The organism is Flavobacterium selenitireducens (assembly GCF_014748335.1).
In the GTDB taxonomy this organism is placed as follows: Bacteria; Bacteroidota; Bacteroidia; order Flavobacteriales; family Flavobacteriaceae; genus Flavobacterium; species Flavobacterium selenitireducens.
Genome location: NZ_JAAVIY010000003.1, coordinates 353,800 through 372,979 on the forward strand (window position 1 = coordinate 353,800; position 19,180 = coordinate 372,979).

The 19,180-nt window shown below is 47.5% G+C and carries 17 protein-coding genes and 1 tRNA gene; 7 read left to right on the top strand and 11 right to left on the bottom strand.

Annotation, left to right across the window (positions count from 1 at the left end; genetic code table 11):
- Positions 1–122 precede the first annotated feature (122 nt).
- The 5 genes from rpsB to HC229_RS07470 form a co-directional block, all read right to left on the bottom strand.
- A complete protein-coding gene (rpsB, locus tag HC229_RS07450; protein ID WP_191019835.1) occupies positions 123–974 on the bottom strand; it encodes a 30S ribosomal protein S2 in 852 nt (283 codons plus the stop codon).
- Between the two features lie 167 nt (positions 975–1,141).
- A complete protein-coding gene (gene rpsI, locus HC229_RS07455) occupies positions 1,142–1,528 on the bottom strand; it encodes a 30S ribosomal protein S9 (RefSeq protein WP_191019836.1) in 387 nt (128 codons plus the stop codon).
- Positions 1,528–1,983 (bottom strand): 50S ribosomal protein L13, encoded by a 456-nt coding sequence (gene rplM, locus HC229_RS07460; protein ID WP_191019837.1) that lies wholly within the window; start codon positions 1,981–1,983, stop codon positions 1,528–1,530. The genes rpsI and rplM overlap by 1 nt, the downstream gene beginning before the upstream one ends.
- Positions 1,984–2,273: 290 nt before the next feature.
- The gene (locus HC229_RS07465; protein ID WP_191019838.1) at positions 2,274–3,053 is read right to left on the bottom strand and encodes a ferritin-like domain-containing protein; all 780 of its coding nucleotides are present in this window, start codon (positions 3,051–3,053) and stop codon (positions 2,274–2,276) included.
- Between the two features lie 17 nt (positions 3,054–3,070).
- Entirely contained in the window at positions 3,071–3,808 is a 738-nt protein-coding gene (locus HC229_RS07470) for a ferritin-like domain-containing protein (RefSeq protein ID WP_191019839.1), read from the bottom strand.
- Between the two features lie 210 nt (positions 3,809–4,018).
- On the opposite strand from HC229_RS07470, the gene HC229_RS07475 reads away from it, so the two are divergent.
- Positions 4,019–5,044: a LacI family DNA-binding transcriptional regulator gene (locus HC229_RS07475; protein ID WP_191019840.1), complete on the top strand. Its 1,026-nt coding sequence runs from the start codon at positions 4,019–4,021 to the stop codon at positions 5,042–5,044.
- 40 nt (positions 5,045–5,084) lie between these two features.
- Here the strand turns inward: HC229_RS07475 and HC229_RS07480 are convergent, their stop codons facing one another.
- Complete coding sequence (locus tag HC229_RS07480) at positions 5,085–6,395, bottom strand: serine hydrolase domain-containing protein (RefSeq protein WP_191019841.1); 1,311 nt, start codon at positions 6,393–6,395, stop codon at positions 5,085–5,087.
- 171 nt (positions 6,396–6,566) lie between these two features.
- Between HC229_RS07480 and HC229_RS07485 the strand changes: the two genes are divergently transcribed.
- Both HC229_RS07485 and HC229_RS07490 read left to right on the top strand, forming a co-directional pair.
- Positions 6,567–7,097, top strand: coding sequence for an ankyrin repeat domain-containing protein (locus HC229_RS07485; RefSeq protein ID WP_191019842.1), 531 nt, complete (start codon positions 6,567–6,569; stop codon positions 7,095–7,097).
- Positions 7,094–7,861, top strand: coding sequence for a DOMON domain-containing protein (locus HC229_RS07490; protein WP_191019843.1), 768 nt, complete (start codon positions 7,094–7,096; stop codon positions 7,859–7,861). The genes HC229_RS07485 and HC229_RS07490 overlap by 4 nt, the downstream gene beginning before the upstream one ends.
- 50 nt (positions 7,862–7,911) lie before the next feature.
- On the opposite strand, the gene HC229_RS07495 is transcribed toward HC229_RS07490, so the two are convergent.
- Together HC229_RS07495 and polA are read right to left on the bottom strand one after the other, a co-directional pair.
- Complete coding sequence (locus tag HC229_RS07495; protein WP_191019844.1) at positions 7,912–8,559, bottom strand: DUF1579 domain-containing protein; 648 nt, start codon at positions 8,557–8,559, stop codon at positions 7,912–7,914.
- Positions 8,560–8,627: 68 nt separating this feature from the next.
- A complete protein-coding gene (gene polA, locus HC229_RS07500; protein ID WP_191019845.1) occupies positions 8,628–11,459 on the bottom strand; it encodes a DNA polymerase I in 2,832 nt (943 codons plus the stop codon).
- A 234-nt stretch (positions 11,460–11,693) separates the two neighbouring features.
- Here polA and HC229_RS07505 point away from each other — a divergent pair, with 234 nt between their 5' ends.
- A complete protein-coding gene (locus HC229_RS07505; protein ID WP_191019846.1) occupies positions 11,694–12,923 on the top strand; it encodes a metallophosphoesterase in 1,230 nt (409 codons plus the stop codon).
- Positions 12,924–12,972: 49 nt separating this feature from the next.
- A complete protein-coding gene (locus HC229_RS07510) occupies positions 12,973–13,269 on the top strand; it encodes a thioredoxin family protein (protein ID WP_191019847.1) in 297 nt (98 codons plus the stop codon).
- On the opposite strand, the gene HC229_RS07515 is transcribed toward HC229_RS07510, so the two are convergent.
- A complete protein-coding gene (locus HC229_RS07515) occupies positions 13,266–13,904 on the bottom strand; it encodes a polysaccharide deacetylase family protein (protein ID WP_191019848.1) in 639 nt (212 codons plus the stop codon). The genes HC229_RS07510 and HC229_RS07515 overlap by 4 nt on opposite strands.
- Before the next feature lie 42 nt (positions 13,905–13,946).
- Positions 13,947–17,168 carry a protein O-mannosyl-transferase family gene (locus HC229_RS07520; protein ID WP_191019849.1) on the bottom strand — a complete coding sequence of 1,074 codons (3,222 nt, stop codon included), beginning with the start codon at positions 17,166–17,168 and terminating at the stop codon, positions 13,947–13,949.
- 214 nt (positions 17,169–17,382) lie between these two features.
- On the opposite strand from HC229_RS07520, the gene HC229_RS07525 reads away from it, so the two are divergent.
- Positions 17,383–17,453 (top strand) — tRNA-Gln (locus HC229_RS07525).
- Between the two features lie 262 nt (positions 17,454–17,715).
- Here the strand turns inward: HC229_RS07525 and HC229_RS07530 are convergent.
- On the bottom strand, positions 17,716–18,540 hold the full coding sequence (locus tag HC229_RS07530; protein ID WP_191019850.1) for a universal stress protein: 825 nt from the start codon (positions 18,538–18,540) through the stop codon (positions 17,716–17,718).
- A gap of 169 nt (positions 18,541–18,709) precedes the next feature.
- Here HC229_RS07530 and rimP point away from each other — a divergent pair, with 169 nt between their 5' ends.
- The gene (gene rimP, locus HC229_RS07535) at positions 18,710–19,174 is read left to right on the top strand and encodes a ribosome assembly cofactor RimP (protein ID WP_191019851.1); all 465 of its coding nucleotides are present in this window, start codon (positions 18,710–18,712) and stop codon (positions 19,172–19,174) included.
- The last annotated feature ends 6 nt before the right edge of the window (positions 19,175–19,180 follow it).

The following is a 19,180-nucleotide window of genomic DNA, read 5'->3' on the forward strand; positions in this document are numbered from 1 at the left end:
ATCTCTTTAAGTTGTAAGTTTATAATTAAAAGTAAAAAATCCCGACTTTCAAATTCCAAAGCCCAATGTCAACATTACGTTATATCGGTGCCTGGAATTTGATCGCCGGAATTTTAAAGAATTTATTCTTCAGTCTTTGTTTCAGTCTCAGCTTCAACTGCTGGAGCTTCTTCAACGGCCGGAGCCTCAACTGCCGGAGCTGCTTCTGCTTTTGGCGTTTCTGCCTTAGGAGTTGCTTCTGCTGTTGTGTTCTCTTCGTCAGATTCGTCGAAAGCGGCATCAGAATTTCTGTTGCTCAAGCCTTCGATAACTGCCTGGGATACCAAAGAAAGGATTTTGTCGATAGATTTAGAAGCATCGTCATTTGCTGGGATAACGTAATCAACTTCGCGTGGATCGGAGTTGGTGTCAACCATAGCGAAAACCGGAATGTTTAATTTGCGAGCTTCTTTTACTGCGATGTGTTCAGCTTTAATGTCAACTACGAAAAGCGCAGCTGGCAAACGGGACATATCAGCGATAGAACCAAGGTTCTTCTCTAGTTTTGCACGAAGACGGTCGATTTGCAGTTTCTCCTTTTTTGAAAGAGTGTCGAAAGTTCCGTCTTTCTTCATCTTATCGATAGAGGTCATTTTCTTGACCGCTTTACGGATAGTGACGAAGTTAGTCAGCATTCCACCAGGCCATCTTTCAGTGATGTACGGCATGTTGGCAGCTGCGGCTTTCTCGGCTACGATGTCTTTTGCTTGTTTTTTGGTCGCAACGAAAAGGATCTTGCGTCCTGATGCAGCGATCTTCTTCATGGCCTCATTGGCCTCTTCGATCTTGGCTGCGGTTTTGTACAGGTTGATAATGTGGATTCCATTACGCTCCATGTAGATGTAAGGGGCCATGTTCGGGTCCCATTTTCTGGTCATGTGTCCGAAGTGAACACCTGCTTCCAGTAAGTCTTTAACTTCTACTTTGTTTGCCATTTTGTAAATAGTTTACGTTCTGTTGAATTAGCAATGTTCCCTTTGGCTTTAGGTATTAACCCATGTGCACTTTAGCAAGGCTTCATTTTGATGCTAAACTAATGTCAGACCTCAGTCTGATAACAACAATAACTAGTTTTAAAATTTTTACTAATCGATGGTTCAGATTAACGTTTGGAGAACTGGAATCTCTTACGTGCTTTCTTCTGACCGAATTTCTTACGCTCAACCATACGTGGGTCGCGGGTAAGCAATCCTTCTGGCTTCAGGATCAGACGGTTCTCAGCTTCCACTTCGCACATTGCGCGAGCGATAGCCATACGAACAGCTTCTGCCTGGCCGTTTGTACCACCTCCGTAAACGTTGACTTTCACGTCGAAGTTCTCAGCATTTTGCGTCATCGCAAGTGGCTGCATAACTTTGTACTGAAGCGTCGCAGTTGGGAAGTAAGTAGCGAATTCTTTTTTGTTCACCGTGATTTTACCAGAACCTTCAGTCAGGTAAACACGGGCTACAGCAGTTTTTCTTCTGCCGATTTTGTGAATTGTAGCCATTACTTAATGTCGTTTAGATTAACGGTTTTAGGTTGCTGTGCAGCATGTTTGTGCTCAGTTCCTACATTAACACTCAGGTTGCGGAAAAGTTCTGCACCCAATTTGTTCTTAGGCAACATTCCTTTTACGGCTTTCTCAACCAAAGCAGCAGGGTTTTTCTGCTGTAGCACTTTGGCAGTAAGGGATCTTTGACCACCTGGGTAACCCGTGTGACGAATGTAAGTCTTGTCGTCGAGTTTGTTACCGGTTAGGTTGATCTTCTCTGCATTGATAACGATCACGTTATCGCCACAGTCAACGTGCGGTGTGTAGCTTGGTTTGTACTTGCCGCGCAAGATCATAGCGACCTTACTCGCAAGACGTCCCAAGTTGTGACCTTCAGCATCGACAACAACCCACTCTTTAGTAACAGTGGCCTTGTTGGCTGATACCGTCTTGTAGCTTAATGTGTTCACAATAAATTATTTTAATTAAACATTCCGTCCCCAGTATAAGGGGCTGCAAAAGTACAATTAATTATTATAAATGCAAACCGCTATAAAAGATTCTTTTAAGACCGATAATCAAGCAGTCGCGTCTTTAAAATTTTACGGGAATTCCCTAATCCGGATATCTCCCTTTCATGCCGATCGATCCTCTATTAAACCATTATCTCATTTTTTAGTTATCTCATTATCTAATACAAAAAGCCACCCTGCATCCGCAAAGTGGCTTCCATCAATAAAAAACCTCCAACAATAACTAATTACGCGATAAACAGGTTGGCGATATTCACCGCCGTTTGCGTATTGATTACTTCGTCATACGCCTGAGACTGGGCTGCCGCGTCGAATTGCCCTGCACCCAAAGCGGTGCTCTGTTCTCCGGCGTAAACTGCTTGGACTTCCGGTGGCAAACCGCCGCTGTCCTGGCCTGTGATCCATCCTTTTTGTCCGCGCATGCGACGGATTTGCGAAGCATGTCGCGCCTCGACCGAGTGGATCTGTAACGCAGGCTGCAAATAATCGGTGCCCATCAGGAATCCGGCTTGTCCTTTATATGCACGAACGCCAGTGTCTTCGAACGCTTGGGCGACGGCAAGGAATTGGTCGTAATTGGTAAATGGCGAAAGCCCGATGCCTCCAGACCAATCGAATTGCGGAACGGCTGGAATTGCAATTCCCGCAGCTGTCATCGCCGAGGTAAGGAAGGATACGTGGTCGGCTTCGTGATCGCGGATCAACGTGATGGCAGCCTGGTCTTCGGCCGGAATCAAGTTAGCCGTATCGACAGCCATCGCATAAAACGCGCTTTCGAGATATTCGAGCGTCAAGGCAAGTTGCAGAGCACCCGCGGCCGTTGCCGGAGTCGGCTGGATGTCGGCAGCATATGTTTTATTTCCCAACGCGGAAAGCCCGAACGGGATAGAGGCCAGGGCCAAACCTTTGCCGATCGTGCCGAATTGCGAAAAACTGTCTCTTCTCGAGGCTCCCGCTGCGTACAATTTGTCATCCGTAAAGGATTCTAGAAATTTTATCAGATTCATGATGTCTCAGATTTAGGTTATGGTAAAAACGTAGCGGTGAATTGTGTCGTAATGAACTGCTGTGCTACGGTCGCGATCTCGGACGGTTTTTTTGCCGGATCGAGTCCGTTTGCATCTGCAGTGTTGGCGAAGTCCGTTGAGCCCGGATTGCGCAGGTCGCGTACGGCTGCCGCGTGTCGCGCTTCGACCGATACGATTTGCCCGGCGATCACGAGATAGTCCGGGTTGGTGATCAATCGTCCGGCTCCATTGTAAGCCGCGACGCCTGTGTCTTCAAGCGCGATCGCGGTATCGATCACGGCGGCCTGGTTTCCGAAATTGAGGTTGCCGTAGGTAAAGGCGAGTGGAGGCAAAAGTTGGGCGGTCGGGTTTGGAAGCGCGTCGGTCAAAGCAGCTTTGAAGAATTCCCTGTGGATGACTTCGTGCTTATGCAAATCCGACAGGATATCCTTTGCTTCTTCGCTGAACGACGCAAAGCTGGCGTTTGTGACGACCCTCGTGTAAAAATCGGCCTCCAATTGTTCGAGCGCATAGGCATAAGTCAATACGCCAAAATCGCCTCCTCCCAAATCGAAGACGCCGTTTCGAATGCCAGGAAGTTGGTTGTTCGAAGGTCCGCTGCCTCCGTCGTCATCATTGTTACAGCCTGCGAGCAGCAAGCCTGTCCCGGCCAAAGTGAGGCCGCTGATCTTTAGGAAGTTTCTCCTGCTGGCGTATGCTGGATTCTCTTCCTTGGTGTTAAGCGTGTTTTCCATAATTCACATTTTAAGAATTAATATTGGTTGTGAGCGCTAATGGTTATATTTGCACATCAGATAAACCTACGTTGAGAATTCACATACGGTTTTGCAGAATTTGGGTTTTTAGACGTATTATTTAACTTTTTTGTAAGTTTTTTTCCAGGTTTACAAGATTCTGTTTATAAATTATATAATTTCCATATATTAGGAAGAAATTAACTGATTATGAAATCCAAAGCTACGCTGAAGCAAATCGCAAAAGACCTACACGTTTCCGTTTCGACCGTATCGAAGGCGCTCAATGATAGCCCGGAAATAAGCGAACAAACCAAAGCGAAGGTACAGGAGTACGCAAAACTCAAGAATTACAAGCCGAATATTATCGGGCTTAACCTCAAGAACCGCAAGACGAAGACCATTGGCGTGATCATACCGAACATTCTGAATCCGTTTTTTGCCAAGGTTTTTACGGGAATCGAAAAGGTAGCCGACGAAAAAGGATACAATATCATTACCTGTATTTCCAACGAATCTTTGGAAAAAGAGGTGCATGCGCTGGACATCCTCAGCAACGGAACGATAGACGGCTTTATATTGTCGATATCAGAAGAGGCCCAAAAACTCGGCGAATTCAATCATTTCAAGCAAATCATAAACGAAGGCACGCCTATCGTGATGTTCGATCGTATTTCTGAAGACGTCGATTGCGACAAAGTGATCGTAGACGATTACGAATCGGCGGTAAATGCCGTACAGCACATGATCAAAACCGGTTGCAAAAGGATTGCCTTGCTTTCTTCGATCGACAATCTCAGCGTCGGGAAACTGCGCGCCAAAGGATTTTATGCAGGATTGGAAAAGAGAGGCGCCAAAGTCGATGAAAACCTCGTCATCCTTACCGATTCGACGGAAGACTTTGACACAAAACTTTCCAAATTGTTTGCCGATACCAAAATCGATGGCGTCTTCGCACTGGACGAGCACGCTTCGGTCTCTGCCATGAAAGCGGCGATCAAAAAAGGGTACAAAATCCCGGAAGAGCTTTCGATCATCGGTTTTGCCGATGGCGTCTGGTCGAAGCGTCTTACGCCGAGCATGTCGACCGTTAGCCAGCACGGGCCCGAAATTGGGGAAGCCGCCGCGAAATTGCTTATCGAACGACTGGAAAGCAATACAGAAGAAGAGCAAAAGTTCCGAACCGAAGTCATCGAAACGGAACTTCGCCAACGCGAATCGACAAAAAAAACCTGATCAATACACAAACGAAGAAGCGGCCCGAAAGCCGCTTTTTTTATTCTCTTATAAAATTGATATCGAGTCCTGATTGCTTGAGATTCATTTTCCCGTCAGAAAACTCAAGCACGATTCCCGCCGGACGGTATTCAAATCGGTTTTCGCTTTTAGCTTCGACCGCGAATGCCGATTGCCCTGTCGCTTGCGTGATGAGTTTGCCACCTTGTGTCGTGACGGTTATTTTGAGCGGAAAATCTGCGGAAGCGTAAGTGCCGACATATTTCTTGAGGATGTCTTCGCTCACGGTAAATTCGGTAAGGTCCGGGAATTTGTATTCCTTCCCGTAATAAATCGCAAGCACGCCCTGCATGATCAGGTTGCGGTCATAGTTGTCGCCGTTCATACTTAGCGAGGCGCCAAATTTGGAAACGGGATCGTATCCGACAACCGAACGAAAATTCTCTATGCCTCCGGTGTGTCCGTAAAACGTTTTAGAATCGAATGGTAGCGTGATCAGGCCGAGCCCGTAGCCTTCCTGAATCGTCTTCATTTTTTCGAGCGATGCGGCGCTTACGAGCTTTCCGTCGAACAGGGCTTTTATAAAAATGGTCAGGTCGGATGGCGTCGAAACCAAAGCCCCAGCCGAGTAGGCTAGTGTGTTCGACCATTCCGGCGTAACGTGCCAGTTGGCGTCGAACGTAGCGGAAATCGCATCATTCCCTGAGAAATCGATCTTGTCGGGCATCGATGTGTTCGTCAATTTGAGTTTGGATGCGATGCGCTTCTGTATGTTTTCCGCGTACGATTTTTTGGTGACGTCTTCGATAATATAACCGAGCAATATGTAGTTGGAATTGCTATACTGATATTTGTCGCCAGGCTCGAAATCGGACGCATAGCCGGAAATGCGGTCTACGATTTCCTGCCTAGTATGGGACCGCGTGATATTTTGAGTGGTCACGGGATCGGCCAGTATCTCGTGGATTCCGGTGCGGTGGCGCAATAACATTTCAACTGTGATTTTTTCCGCGTTGCGCATTTTCGGGAAAAATTTCGAGAGTTTATCCTCGAGTTTGATCTTGTTCTCGTCGACCAATTGCAATATTAGGACTGCGGTAAAAGGTTTGGTGATCGACCCGACTTTGTATTTGGTATTCGTATCAGCTAATTTTCTTGAGGCTATGTCTGAAAATCCGTACGCTTTGGCAAAAACAATCTTATCGCCTTCTCTCAACGCAATCGAGCCCATGAATTTGTTGTGTTTGTTAAACGAGGTCAAGAGGCTGTCGATCCTGGCGAATTTTGCGTCCGCTTGGGCAAACGCGGTTGCGGCAAGAAACAATAACGGGATAATGTAAGATTTTTTCATGCGTTTTTGGTTTGTCGTAAATATAGGAGAGATTTTTCTTCTGTGCTAATTCGGGATTCGGACCGGCGAATTCTCATATACGTGATTTCTATGCTCGATGAAACCTATCGAATAGTGGTTACGACAAAATGTATCATTCGGGTTTTCATTACTTTATGTGAAAATTCAGCTATGAAAAAATGTATATTGCTTGTTGCGTTCATTTGCGTAGGAGGATTCGTTCGCGCTCAGTCCGAAAGTGTTTTTGACGTCGCGCGAACGGGTTCGGTAGAGGACGCCCGAAAGATGGTCGCGTCCGATCCGAAACTCGTAAACGCTGTAAATGCCGAGGGTTATTCCCCTTTGATCCTGGCGTGCTATCGCTCAAACAACGAGGTCGCGAAATACCTCCTCGAAAAAGGCGCCGACATTGACGCGTTGAGCGGAATGGGAACTGCGCTTATGGCCGCTGTCGTGAAGGGAAACCAGGAAATGGTGCGCTACCTTTTGGAGAAAAAGGCCAACCCGAACCTGGCCGACCAAAACGGAACCACGGCTTTGCTTTACGCGGTTATGTTCAAAAAGCACGAGATCGCGTCACTTTTGGTAAACGCCGGAGCCAATACCGGGCACAAGGACAACCACGGCCAGTCGGCCATTGATTACGCCGTTGTCGCCAACGATGACAAGTTCATTGAAATCTTAAAAAGCAAAAAGCTATGAAAAAAATTACATTATCGGCCATAGCCATCATGGCTGCTGCAACCGGATTTGCTCAGTTCAGTACAGGTCAACTCGCGCTGAGTTCATTTGGGGATACTTCGCTCGGCATGACCGCGAAAATCGACGTCGACACCCAGGTTACGTTGACGCTTACCGGCGCTTCTGCCGATTGGCTCGGAATTGGATTCGGTGCAACCGGAATGGGTGATGTGGGTGCGGACGTCGTCATTTTCGACGGCGCTAACCTTACCGACAGGAGTTTTAACGGAGTAGGCGTGACACCTCCCGCCGATGCCAGCCAGGACTGGAACATTGTCTCCAATGCCGTAAACGCGGGCATTAGGACCCTTGTCGCCACACGGGCGCTCAATACGGGAGATGCGAACGACTACGTTTTTACCGCCGGGGCAGGAGCGTTGACTTTGGTTTATGCCCGGCGTTCCGGAAGCCAGACGATAGGGTATCACGGTTCCAACAGTTGCGGTTCGAGAGTTGCAGCGTTGGCATTGTCTAACGAGGAATTTTCTGAAAAACAGGTAAAGATGTATCCGAATCCGGCCCGCGTCGAGGTCAATTTCGAGTTGCCTGAGTTTGTAAATACCGGCGAGATCAAATTATACGACGCTCAAGGCCGACTGGCAAAGGCCGACAAGATCACTTCGGCACGACCGAAAGTCACGACGTCAGGCTTGCCGATAGGCGCTTATATGGCCGTGATCCGTACCGATTACGGAAACGTTACGAAAACACTGGTAATCGAATAATCAACAAGCGACTTTAATCGGAAAGGCCGGCTATGATGTCCGGCCTTTTTCTATTTTCTGGTAAGGATGATTTCCATCGATTTCACCTCTTCTCCCGATGATTTGGTGTCAAACATCTCCATCTTTCGGGTATCGGCATCGACCCAGGTGTAAACTTCCCTGAATTTTGCGTCTTTCTTCGTCATGGGATCGATCATTGTTCCTGTCATGGTCGCCGATTTGCTCGCGCTGTCGTAATCGCCAGAAATATACATGATGCCGGTTCCCATATTGTCGAACCACGTTGAAAACATCTTGCCGGAAGCGTTGTTGTAGCCCATAGTTCCGACTCCTTCGAAATCCTGTCCCATCATCTTGCCCTTGTATTTCTGTTCGAAGTAACGGCCTCTCAAAATAGGTTTGACTTCTGCCGTGGCATTTTCCGTTGATGGTTTTCCGCCCATGTAGAACGTCATTTTCGCGTTCCACGAGCCAACGTCGGAAGCAAGCAATTTGTGCATTTCACCGGGCGTCGCATATTCCATCCAAGCTTTTTCCATAGCCGCGGAATCGACCGGGGCCTCGGCGTCGGCGGTTTCGGGAGCAGGAGCTGCCGTAGTGTCTGCCGCGGGTCCGGCGTCGACTGCTTTGTCTTCTGCCTTTTTACAACTTGTCAGACATAGGGAAAGCACAGCTGCGCTAAAAATTAGTTTCTTCATAATATGTTGTTTTTGAATTGGTTGACTAAAGGTAAGGAAAATCAGCAGATGGATTACCGCCTTGTTCGTCAATGCGCTTCGAGCCAGTCGTTGCCCACGCCCATATCGACTTCCAACGGAACCGCCAATTCAAAAGCGTTTTCCATTTCGTGCTTGATCATCGGCTTGATTCTTTCGAGTTCCTCTTTGTAGACGTCAAACACCAATTCATCATGAACCTGAAGCAGCATTTTGCTTTTCCAGTTTTCCGAGGTCAGTTTTTGGTGGATGTTGATCATCGCAATCTTGATGATGTCGGCGGCGCTTCCCTGTATAGGGGCGTTGACCGCGTTTCGTTCGGCGGCGCCACGGACTACCTGATTCGCCGAATTGATATCCTTCAAATAGCGGCGGCGGCCTGAAATCGTCGAAACGAATCCTTGCTCGCGCGCAATTTCGATCTGCTCGCTGATGTAGTTGCGCAACCTTGGGTAAGATTTGTAGTACGCATCGATCAAAGCGGCACTTTCGCTTCGGGTAAGTGAAGTTTGGTTGCTCAACCCGAATGCAGAAACTCCATAGATGATACCAAAATTGACCGTTTTGGCGTGGCTTCGCTGTTCGCGCGTCACTTCCTCAAGCGCGACGTTAAACACCTTTGCGGCCGTCGATTTGTGAATGTCCTCTCCGTTCCGGAACGAATTGATCATGTTCTCTTCCCCGCTGAGCGCCGCTATGATGCGAAGTTCGATTTGGGAATAATCCGCGGAAAGCAACGTGTAATTTTCATCTCTCGGGATAAACGCTTTGCGAATCTGACGTCCGCGTTCGGTTCGAATCGGAATGTTTTGCAGGTTAGGATTGTTGGAGCTCAAGCGTCCGGTAGCCGCGACAGCCTGCATATAATCGGTATGGACGCGGCCCGTTTTCCCGCAAACCTGGGTCGGGAGCGCCGTCACATATGTGCTTTGCAGCTTCACGAGTTGTCTCCAATCTAAAATATCCTGGACGAACGGACTTGAAAGAGCAAGGTTGGAAAGGATTTCTTCTCCGGTTGCATATTGTCCGGTCTTGGTTTTCTTTATTTTCCCGCCTCCGATCTTCATCTTGTCGAACAACACTTCCCCTAACTGTTTTGGCGATCCAAGGTTGAAACTTTCGCCTGCTGCTTCGTAAATCTGTCGTTCGAGTTTGGTAATATCCTCTGCAAGTTCTGCAGACAATTTTGCGAGAAAACCCGTATCGAGACGCACGCCTTCCATTTCCATATCGGCCAAAACCTGCACAAGCGGCACCTCGATTTCGTCAAACAATTTTCTTGTAGCCGTTTGCTCGAGAATCGGGGCGAAATGTTGCTTCAGCTGAAGCGTCACATCTGCATCTTCGGCGGCATATTCCTTTACGTCGTCGAGAGGAACGTCGCGCATCGTCTTTTGCCCTTTGCCTTTCTTCCCGATGAGTTCTTCAATTGACTTGGGTGAATATTTCAGATAAGTTTCAGACAATACATCCATATTGTGGCGCATGTCGGGATTAATTAGATAATGGGCGAGCATCGTGTCGAAAATTTGGCCTTTTATCACAACGCCGTAATTCGATAGCACTTTTAAATCGTACTTGACATTCTGTCCGATCTTTTCGATGGCTTCGTTCTCGAAAAACGGCTTGAACTTGTCCACGATCGCTTGCGTTGCGGTTTGATCTTCGGGCACGGGAACGTAAAAACCCTTTCCTTTTTCCCATGAAAAGGAAAGTCCGACGAGCTCTGCCGTAATCGGATCGATACTCGTCGTTTCGGTGTCAAAACTTACAGAAGCCTGCTTTAGCAAATTGTTGACGAGCAGTTTTATGGCGAAATCACCTTCCACCGATTGGTAGAAATGTTCGGTATTGTCGAGCGTGCTGTAAGGATTTGTCGAAATGCCCTCGCTTTCTCCGTGAATTTCGGCAAACAAATCAAACTGGGTTTCGTTTCTGACAATCGTTTTGGTCGGTGCGATACCTTGAGACTCGACGCTTGAATACGATTCGTTCTTGTTAAAAAACAATGCGTTGAACTGTTCGGCCATTCGCCTGAACTCGAGCTCCTGAAACAATTCCTGCACTTTGTCGCTGTCAGGTTTCGTGAGTTCGAAATCTTCTTCGTTGAACTGCACGTCGCAATCGCAAATGATCGTTGCCAACTGTTTGGAAAGCATGCCGAGTTCTTTGTTTTCCTCGATCTTTTCCTTCATTTTGCCTTTCAGCTTGTCGGTGTTGGCCAACAGGTTTTCCATAGTGCCGAATTCCGCGAGCAGTTTTTTGGCCGTAACTTCCCCAACTCCGGGCAATCCCGGGATATTGTCTACGGCGTCGCCCATCATGCCAAGAAAATCGATAACCTGCTCCGTCCTTTCGATGCCGAATCGCTCGAGCACTTCAGGTACGCCCCAAATTTCGATGCCGTTGCCGAGGCGGGCCGGTCGGTACATGAACACGTTTTCGGACACCAATTGTGCATAATCTTTATCGGGCGTGACCATGAATACCTGATAGCCTTGCTTCTCGGCCTGTTTCGCCAGTGTCCCGATGAGGTCGTCGGCTTCGCAACCTGCCAATTCTATGCTGGGAATGTGCATTGCCTTGAGGATTTTCTGGATCCACGGCACGGCAATCTTGATCGCTTCCGGCGTTTCGTCCCGGTGTGCTTTGTAATTGGCGAACATCTCGGTTCGGACGGTGCTTCCCTCCTTGTCGAAAGCGACGGCGAGATGGTCCGGTTTTTCGCGCTTGATCACATCGAGAAGTGAATTCATGAATCCTAGTATGGCCGAGGTGTCCATTCCCTTCGAATTGACGCGGGGATTCTTGATAAGGGCGTAATATCCACGGAAAATCAAGGCGTAAGCGTCGAGGAGGAAAAGGCGTTTTTGTGCTGACATATTGTTGTTTTGAAGGATTTCAAAAGTACGAAATCGCGGTTAATATCGACGGAAAAGAAGTTAGGGATTGATGTGTAATCACGTCTTAGCCGCTCAGGTAGGAATCTGTAGACAGGAGTTACGCCAGAGAAGCCAGGAAGCGCGAAACCGGGAATTTAAGGTCATACGTTAATTTTTCTTAAACGATTGCCATATCGGAACCCGCACTGTAGTAATTTGCGGAAAATTTTTTCAATGCTTCGCTGGATTTTCTTCGCCATTTTTGTGATTATTGTCGAAACCTACGCTTATCAAGCCCTTAAGACGGTTACAAAAGTCAGGTGGATTTTAGTCGGCTATCAGTTGATTTCACTGTTCGCGATCATTTACATCGTGTATCAGTTCACACAATTCGACAGGGCCGTCGGGCAAACGCGTCTCACGCTGTTTACTTTCGGATTGCTGCTGATTGTCTACATTCCCAAGATATTACTGACGGTTTTTATGTTCGGCGAGGATGTTTACAGGCTTTCGGCCGGACTGCTCAACATGGCTACCAAAAGCCGTGAAGGAGATTTTTTACCAGACAGGAGAAAGTTCGTCAGTACGATCGCGCTCGGGATCGCCGCCATCCCGTTTTTGTCGCTCGCGTACGGCATGACTTGGGGCAAATACAACTTTAAGGTGATTCGCCAACGCATTTTCTTCCCGGATTTGCCCGATGCCTTCGACGGTTTTAAGATTACGCAGATATCGGACGTGCACAGCGGGAGCTTCGACGATCCTGAGAAAATCAGCTACGCCATCGACCTGATCAACGAACAGGAATCCGATATGTGCTTGTTCACAGGCGACATCGTCAACACTCACGCCAAGGAAATGTTTCCGTGGATCGACACGTTCAGGAGAATCAAACCGTACCGCTACGGGAAATATTCGGTTTTGGGCAATCACGATTATGGCGAATACATCGATTGGGACAGTGAAAAGGCAAAATCCGATAATTTCGAAGCGATTAAAAACCTTTACGGACAAATCGATTTCGACCTGATGCTCAACGAACATAAATTCATCGAAAAAGACGGACAGCGGCTCGCGCTCGTAGGTGTGGAGAATTGGGGACGCGGCTTCAAGCAGGCGGGCGATCTCAACAAGGCATCGCAAGGGTTGACGAAAGACGATTTCAAAATCCTGATGTCGCACGATCCGTCGCACTGGGATCTGGAAGTCAAGAATCATCCTAAAAATTTCCACCTTACGCTTTCTGGTCATACGCATGGCCTGCAGTTCGGTATCGAAATTCCGGGTTTCATAAAGTGGAGCCCTGTGGAATATGTGTACAAGCAATGGGCGGGCTTGTATGAGCATCTCGAGCGCTATATTTACGTCAACCGCGGCTTCGGGTTCCACGCTTATCCCGGCCGGGTAGGCATTTGGCCAGAAATTACGGTCATTGAACTAAAAAAGGGGCCAAAATTAGCGTAATTTGTTAAAAGTCCTATATTTGTAGAGGAATGGTTAAAATTCTAAGACTATGTCAAAATTTGGCGAACTGATTAACGCGCCTGTTCCGGTCCTGATCGACTTCTATACAGAATGGAACGAGCAGTCCGTTTCGATGCACCCTGTCATACGGGATGTCGCCGCTGCTTTGGGCGACAAGGCAAAAGTCATCAAGATCGATGTCGACAAAAACCAGGAGCTTGCCGACGCATTGCGCATCAAAGGCTTGCCGACGCTGATGATCTACAAAAGCGGGCAAATGGTCTGGAGGCAGTCGGGAGAGCTCGATGCCAACACGATCATTGGATTGGTGCAAGACCAGATCTAACGTATCGCGTCGCATTCGTACCCATTTTTCTTCAAATATTTCAAAGTTTCCGGAAGCGCGTATTTCAGGTTTCCGAATGCTTTTTGGCTGTCGTGAAAAATCACGATGCTTCCCGGCCTGACGTTTTTCAACACGTTTTCAAGACACTTTTCGGGTGTTATGCGTAAGTCGAAATCGGCGCTCAGCACATCCCACATCACAATTTTATAGCCCATTTCCCGGATTTTTCTCGATTGGGAAGCGGAAACCTTTGCGTAAGGCGGACGCATGAGTCGCGCAGTATCGGTTGCAAGAGCGTCGATCTCGTCCTGGCATAACCGGATGTTATCGAGGTATTCCGGCAGCGGTGTTCTCCATCCGTTCAGATGATGGAACGTGTGGTTGCCGAATGCATGGCCCTGATCCAGGATTTTCCTGAAGATATCCGGATTCTTGCGGATGTTGTCGCCAATGCAGAAAAATGTCGCTTTCGCGTTGAATCCAGATAATTGATCGAGCACAAAATCCGTGATTTCCGGGATGGGCCCGTCGTCAAAGGTCAAATAGACTTTTTTGCTTCCAGATGGGATGCTCCAGATGAAGTTCGGAAACAACATTTTGATGAAACGGTTGGTCTTTATCCAGTAAAATTTCATGGGAATAAGATATAAAAAAAGCGGCCCGAAAGCCGCATTTTATTATTCAGGATCTCGTCCGAAAAGCTTGAACTTCTCGTTGTATTGGTTAAAGACGCCTTTGTTCTTCTCGTATAGCTCGACGTCGCCGCGATCTTTCATCACGATGAGCAAGCTGCGATAGCGTTCTATGGCACTTACGATATCGACGGCAATCAAGCCTTGTTCGGCGTTTCTCAAACCTTTGTAGAAGGTGAGCTCCTGTTGGTATTTGACGATAAGGCGCTGCAAAAGTTCGCGTGCCCTTTCTTTTTCACCAATCGCGTAGAGGCCGCCCGCAAACGGTTCGACCATGGTGTAATAGCCGTAGTAATCCATCGGCATCTTGGCAAGCGCAAGGTCAATGATCGTCTTGGCCTGTGCATTCTTGCCTTCGTTGATGAGTTGTTCCATCAGACGCGCCATATTGGTGCGATACGTAATGCTGTTCTTACGAGTCTCAGGATCGTGGTAAATGCTCGTGCTTTCGCCATTGCCCCAATCCCATTTGGTCACGATGTTGAACATTTTTTCGCTGTCGATGCTTCCCATATCGAGCATGCTCGGCGCTTTTTCGAGAGAAGTTTTCATCGGGACCAGTTTGTAAACGACGCCGTCGAGTTGGAGGTAATCTTTCATCCAGAGATAATCGTCGTCGCCAAAGCTGCCTCCCGTGAAATAGATCGGACGTTTCCAGTTGTTGTTCTGCAAGATGTCGAGCATCATGATTCGATTCTTGTAGATGGCCTGGCCTTTGATTTCGATATCGATGAACGGAACAATGGAATCGTGGTATTTCGCAGCCACGACATTGTTTGCGATGACGGCATTTTTGTCGACCGGAATACGGACTTTGTTTGTCGGATAGAAGTGGTATTTCTGACCGTTCTCAAATTCGTAAAGCGCACGCGGATCGTCGAGTTTGAGGAAGTCAAGGAAGCTCTTGAGGTCGATCGATTCTTTTGTCGTCTGACGGAAAACGGCATAGTCCAATTTATCGCCTACGTATTGATCGTGAGTAAACGATATCGGGGCGCCTTCGGAATCCCACGTCTTCATCTTCGACTGGTCGATGTACCAATCGGTCATGAAAAGGCTGGTGTTGATGATCTTGATGTCGCGTCTGATGCCTTCGATTTCCTGGGCGTACCAAAGCGGAAACGTGTCGTTGTCACCAATCGTGAACAAAATCGCGTTTTTATCACACGAATTCAGGTAGTTTTTGGCCATCGCGATCGCGGTGTAGCGGTTCGATCGGTCGTGGTCGTCCCAGTTTTGGGAAGCCATGAGAACAGGCGAAGCCAGCAAGCAAACCGCAGTAACCAAAGGAACTGCGATTTTTGCGGCCAGTTTTTTCGTGGCCCACTCGTAAATCGCATATGTGCCGAATCCGACCCAAATCGCGAAGACGTAGAACGATCCGACAAGCGCATAATCACGCTCGCGAGGTTCAAACGGACGCTCGTTGAGATAGATCTTGAGTGCCAAACCGGTAAACAGGAACAGGGCCAGCATCACGTAGAAACTTTTGAGATCCTTGTTGGCGTGGTAAACCAACCCGATTATTCCTAAAATGAACGGCAGGAAAAAATAGACGTTGCGTCCTTTGTTGTTTTTGGCGTCGTCAGTCAAGTTGTCTTGAGGGCCGATGTGCATTTCGTCGACAAACGAGATTCCGCTGAGCCAGTTGCCATCGAGAATGTCGTATTTCCCTTGAATGTCGTTTTGGCGACCGGTAAAGTTCCACATCAGGTATCTCCAATACATATATCCGAATTGGTATTCGAACATGAATCCGATGTTATCGACCGTCGATGGTTTTTCTATCGCAAGGAATTCTCCGTAATGCTTGAGGAATTTGACGTAACCCTCTCCGTCGATCTGGCCCGAGGCGTGAGCGCGGCGAAATTCGGACACGATGCTCACCAATTCCTGTTTTTGCTCTTCTTCTATATATTGGTCGATGTCCGGACGAATCTTGAATTCCGGCGGATTGGTGAAGTTGATGTAATTCTCGACGTGATCCGTGCTCCAGAGACGCGGAAGTATCGCTTTGTGGTTGTCGTCGCTGTTCTGCTCGGCGTTTTTATAATTGTTGGTGATTACGTATTTGCCCGATTTGTAGTCGCGCTCGTAATTCGGTTTTTTGTCGAGATACGGCTCATCTGCGTCAAGCGGTGCGAACATATCCGTGTATTGCGGGCCGTAGAACAATGGATTCGCTCCATATTGTTCGCGGTTGAAATAGGCAAGGAGCTCGGCCGCATCGGACGGTTTGTTTTCGTTGATGACGGTGTTGGCGTTGGCGCGTATCGGAAGCATCATCCAGGTTGAAAATCCGAGGAAGATGAAAAGCAGGCACAAAACAATAGTGTTGTAGAATGCCAGCCCTTTTTTGCGTGTGTACGTGAGTCCGAAGTAAAAGAAGGCGATCATCACCAACGCGGCGAAAATAGTTCCCGAGTTGAACGGCAGTCCAAGACTGTTGACCATAAAGATTTCGGTTTTCCCGAAAAAGGCAAGCGACCAAGGCAGCAAAAGCTGGAAAATGAAAAGCAAAACACCAATTACGACGATATTCGCGATGATAAAATTCTTGATTGTAATCGTTTTGTAGTTTTTGAAATAGTAGAGGTATCCGATCGACGGGATCGTCAGAATCGCCATGAAGTGAACGCCGAACGACAATCCGACGACAAGAGAGATGATAAGCAACCATCTGTTGCCACGCGGATTGTGCATGTCCTCTTCCCAACGCAGTCCGAGCCAAAGCAAAAGGGCGATAAGGAAGGTCGCGGCGGCATAAACTTCCGCTTCGACGGCATTAAACCAGAAACTGTCGGTAAAAGTAAAAGTGAGGGCGCCTACCATTGACGCGCAAAGCACCATGATGGCGTTGTTTTTATTCCATTCTGAAAATTGGCTGATCAATTTGCGCAGTATGATCGAGGACGACCAAAACATAAGCAAGATCGTAAACGCGCTCGAAAAAACAGAAATCATATTGACCATCAGCGCTACGTACTCATCTCCCGGAGCGAACATCGCGAAAAAAGCGCCCAACATCTGGAAAAGTGGCGCTCCGGGCGGGTGGCCAACTTCGAGATTGGCAGAAGTGGCAATGTATTCGCCGCAATCCCAGAAGCTCATTGTCGGTTCAACCGTAAGAACGTAAACTAATAGAGCAATTGAAAACGCGATCCATCCGGAGATCGTATTCCACTTGCGGAAGTTGAAATCTGTCATTTTGCAGAAGTTAGAATGTGATACAAAGAAACTGTTTTTTTGCCAACAGATTGGGCACTTAACAAAAAATTCTGCGGAATGCGAACGGCCCGCAAGCGCTAATTTGCTGTAAAAGACACCCTTCTGGAAACCTTGTCACAGTTGAGTAGAAAAAAATCAAAAAAATTTGCGCAAATTGATTTTTGTTGTAAATTTGCCCTCGCAATAGCAAAGCTGGTCCATGGTGTAATGGTAACACTACGGTTTTTGGTGCCGTCTTTCTAGGTTCGAGTCCTAGTGGACCAACTTCAAGAAACCTCCCTTAATCGGGAGGTTTTTTTGTTTTATGGATTTTGGTTCGGCAGTAATTTTTGCATTGGGCGCGACGTCCTTTCCCCGGCCCCACCCGTGGTAAACCTACCGCTTTCCCTCAATAGTCCCGTACAGAAAAACTGCCGAAATTGTTAATTCTGCCATTTTGTAGGTTTCGCTATTGTCCAATTTTGAATTAAAAAGCAAAAGCCCCCGGTTTCCCAAAAGGCTTTCTTATAATCTTAAAAATTTCGGATCAGATCTTAAACGTGACCACCGGGCGGATCGCGTGATTTACCAAGTCTTCGCTGATACTTCCGTTAAAGAAATGCGCAAAACCGGTGCGACCGTGCGTACTCATCCCGATTAAATCCGCCTTGACGGAATTGGCGAAATTCAAAATCCCTTTCTCAACGTTTACGTCGTTGTAAATGTGAAGCGAATAGTTAGTGTATTGGACATCGCGCAAGAAGTCGTTCATGATGTTCTCTGCAACCTGAGTCGGTTTGAAACTGTTAGGCGTGTTGATCATAACCAGGCTCAGGTGGGACCCGAAATGCTCGGCAAGTTCGAGCAGCTGTTTGAACGGCTTTTTGATCTCGTCGGAAAAGTCGGACGCGAAAACAAAATTATCGGCCTTGAATTCCGGCATTTCATTTTTGATCACGAGAACCGGAACGTCCGAACTTCTCACGACTTTCTCGGCATTCGAGCCGATGAACATTTCGTGGAAACCGCTGGCGCCGTGTGAACCCATGACGATAAAATCGGCGTTTTCTTTTTTAGCTACGCTATTGATTCCTTCGAAGACTTTGCCGAACCGTGTCGTTTCGGTGACCGTCAATCCGGCAAGGTATGGGGCGTCGAGCAAGTCCTCGAATTTGCTCATAGCCTGGTTCTTAAAGAAAATGATCTCGGGAATGTCGGCTCCCGAAACAGCGGCATCGCTCCCTTCGTGCGGCAGTTCGAGCATGTGCAACAACAGGATTTCGCTATTTTGTTTTTTGGCGATTTGAGCGGCCACCTTGAGGGCATATTCCGCCTGATCGGAAAAATCGGTAGGCACGAGAATTTTTTTCATGTGGAAAAAGTGTGAAAATTGTGGAATGATTGTTTGTTCTGAGAATAAAATTACAAATATTTAACTGTTAAGGCAGATTTTTGATTTACAAAAAAATAACTATATTTGCACCGTTATTTATTGAAAACTAAATAATGAGGGGACGAGAGTCCCCTCTTTTCATAACTATATGGCATTTAAAGAAAAAGTAGCCGAGCTTTTGGATGCGGCACTTCAAGAAAGACCTTCGATTTTTCTTATCGATCTAAACGTTCAGGACAGCGGTAAAATTATCGTGACTCTTGACGGGGACAATGGCGTTACGCTCCAGGATTGCATTGACGTGAGCCGTGCGATTGAACACAACCTCGACAGGGAAGAGCAGGATTTCGCCCTTGAAGTGGCGTCGGCCGGGGCTACGTCTCCGCTGAAGCTTGTGCGACAGTTCAAAAAGAACATCGGGCGCACGCTCAAGGTCAAGACCGCAACCGAAACCATCGAAGCCGAAATTACCGGCGCGAATGAAGATTTCATCACGCTCGAATGGGAAGCCCGGGAGCCAAAAAAAGTCGGAAAAGGAAAAGAGACTGTTCAAAAGAAACAGGAAATCAATTATTCAGAAATCAAAGAAGCAACCGTTACAATAAAATTTTAATATACG

Coding starts and splice junctions, on each gene's coding strand:
- rpsB (WP_191019835.1), bottom strand. CDS start 974: ATGGCAAACAAAGTAGAAGTTAAAGACTTACTGGAAGCAGGTGTTCAC.
- rpsI (WP_191019836.1), bottom strand. CDS start 1,528: ATGGCTACAATTCACAAAATCGGCAGAAGAAAAACTGCTGTAGCCCGT.
- HC229_RS07465 (WP_191019838.1), bottom strand. CDS start 3,053: ATGAATCTGATAAAATTTCTAGAATCCTTTACGGATGACAAATTGTAC.
- HC229_RS07470 (WP_191019839.1), bottom strand. CDS start 3,808: ATGGAAAACACGCTTAACACCAAGGAAGAGAATCCAGCATACGCCAGC.
- HC229_RS07475 (WP_191019840.1), top strand. CDS start 4,019: ATGAAATCCAAAGCTACGCTGAAGCAAATCGCAAAAGACCTACACGTT.
- HC229_RS07480 (WP_191019841.1), bottom strand. CDS start 6,395: ATGAAAAAATCTTACATTATCCCGTTATTGTTTCTTGCCGCAACCGCG.
- HC229_RS07485 (WP_191019842.1), top strand. CDS start 6,567: ATGAAAAAATGTATATTGCTTGTTGCGTTCATTTGCGTAGGAGGATTC.
- HC229_RS07490 (WP_191019843.1), top strand. CDS start 7,094: ATGAAAAAAATTACATTATCGGCCATAGCCATCATGGCTGCTGCAACC.
- HC229_RS07495 (WP_191019844.1), bottom strand. CDS start 8,559: ATGAAGAAACTAATTTTTAGCGCAGCTGTGCTTTCCCTATGTCTGACA.
- polA (WP_191019845.1), bottom strand. CDS start 11,459: ATGTCAGCACAAAAACGCCTTTTCCTCCTCGACGCTTACGCCTTGATT.
- HC229_RS07505 (WP_191019846.1), top strand. CDS start 11,694: ATGCTTCGCTGGATTTTCTTCGCCATTTTTGTGATTATTGTCGAAACC.
- HC229_RS07510 (WP_191019847.1), top strand. CDS start 12,973: ATGTCAAAATTTGGCGAACTGATTAACGCGCCTGTTCCGGTCCTGATC.
- HC229_RS07515 (WP_191019848.1), bottom strand. CDS start 13,904: ATGAAATTTTACTGGATAAAGACCAACCGTTTCATCAAAATGTTGTTT.
- HC229_RS07520 (WP_191019849.1), bottom strand. CDS start 17,168: ATGACAGATTTCAACTTCCGCAAGTGGAATACGATCTCCGGATGGATC.
- HC229_RS07530 (WP_191019850.1), bottom strand. CDS start 18,540: ATGAAAAAAATTCTCGTGCCTACCGATTTTTCCGATCAGGCGGAATAT.
- rimP (WP_191019851.1), top strand. CDS start 18,710: ATGGCATTTAAAGAAAAAGTAGCCGAGCTTTTGGATGCGGCACTTCAA.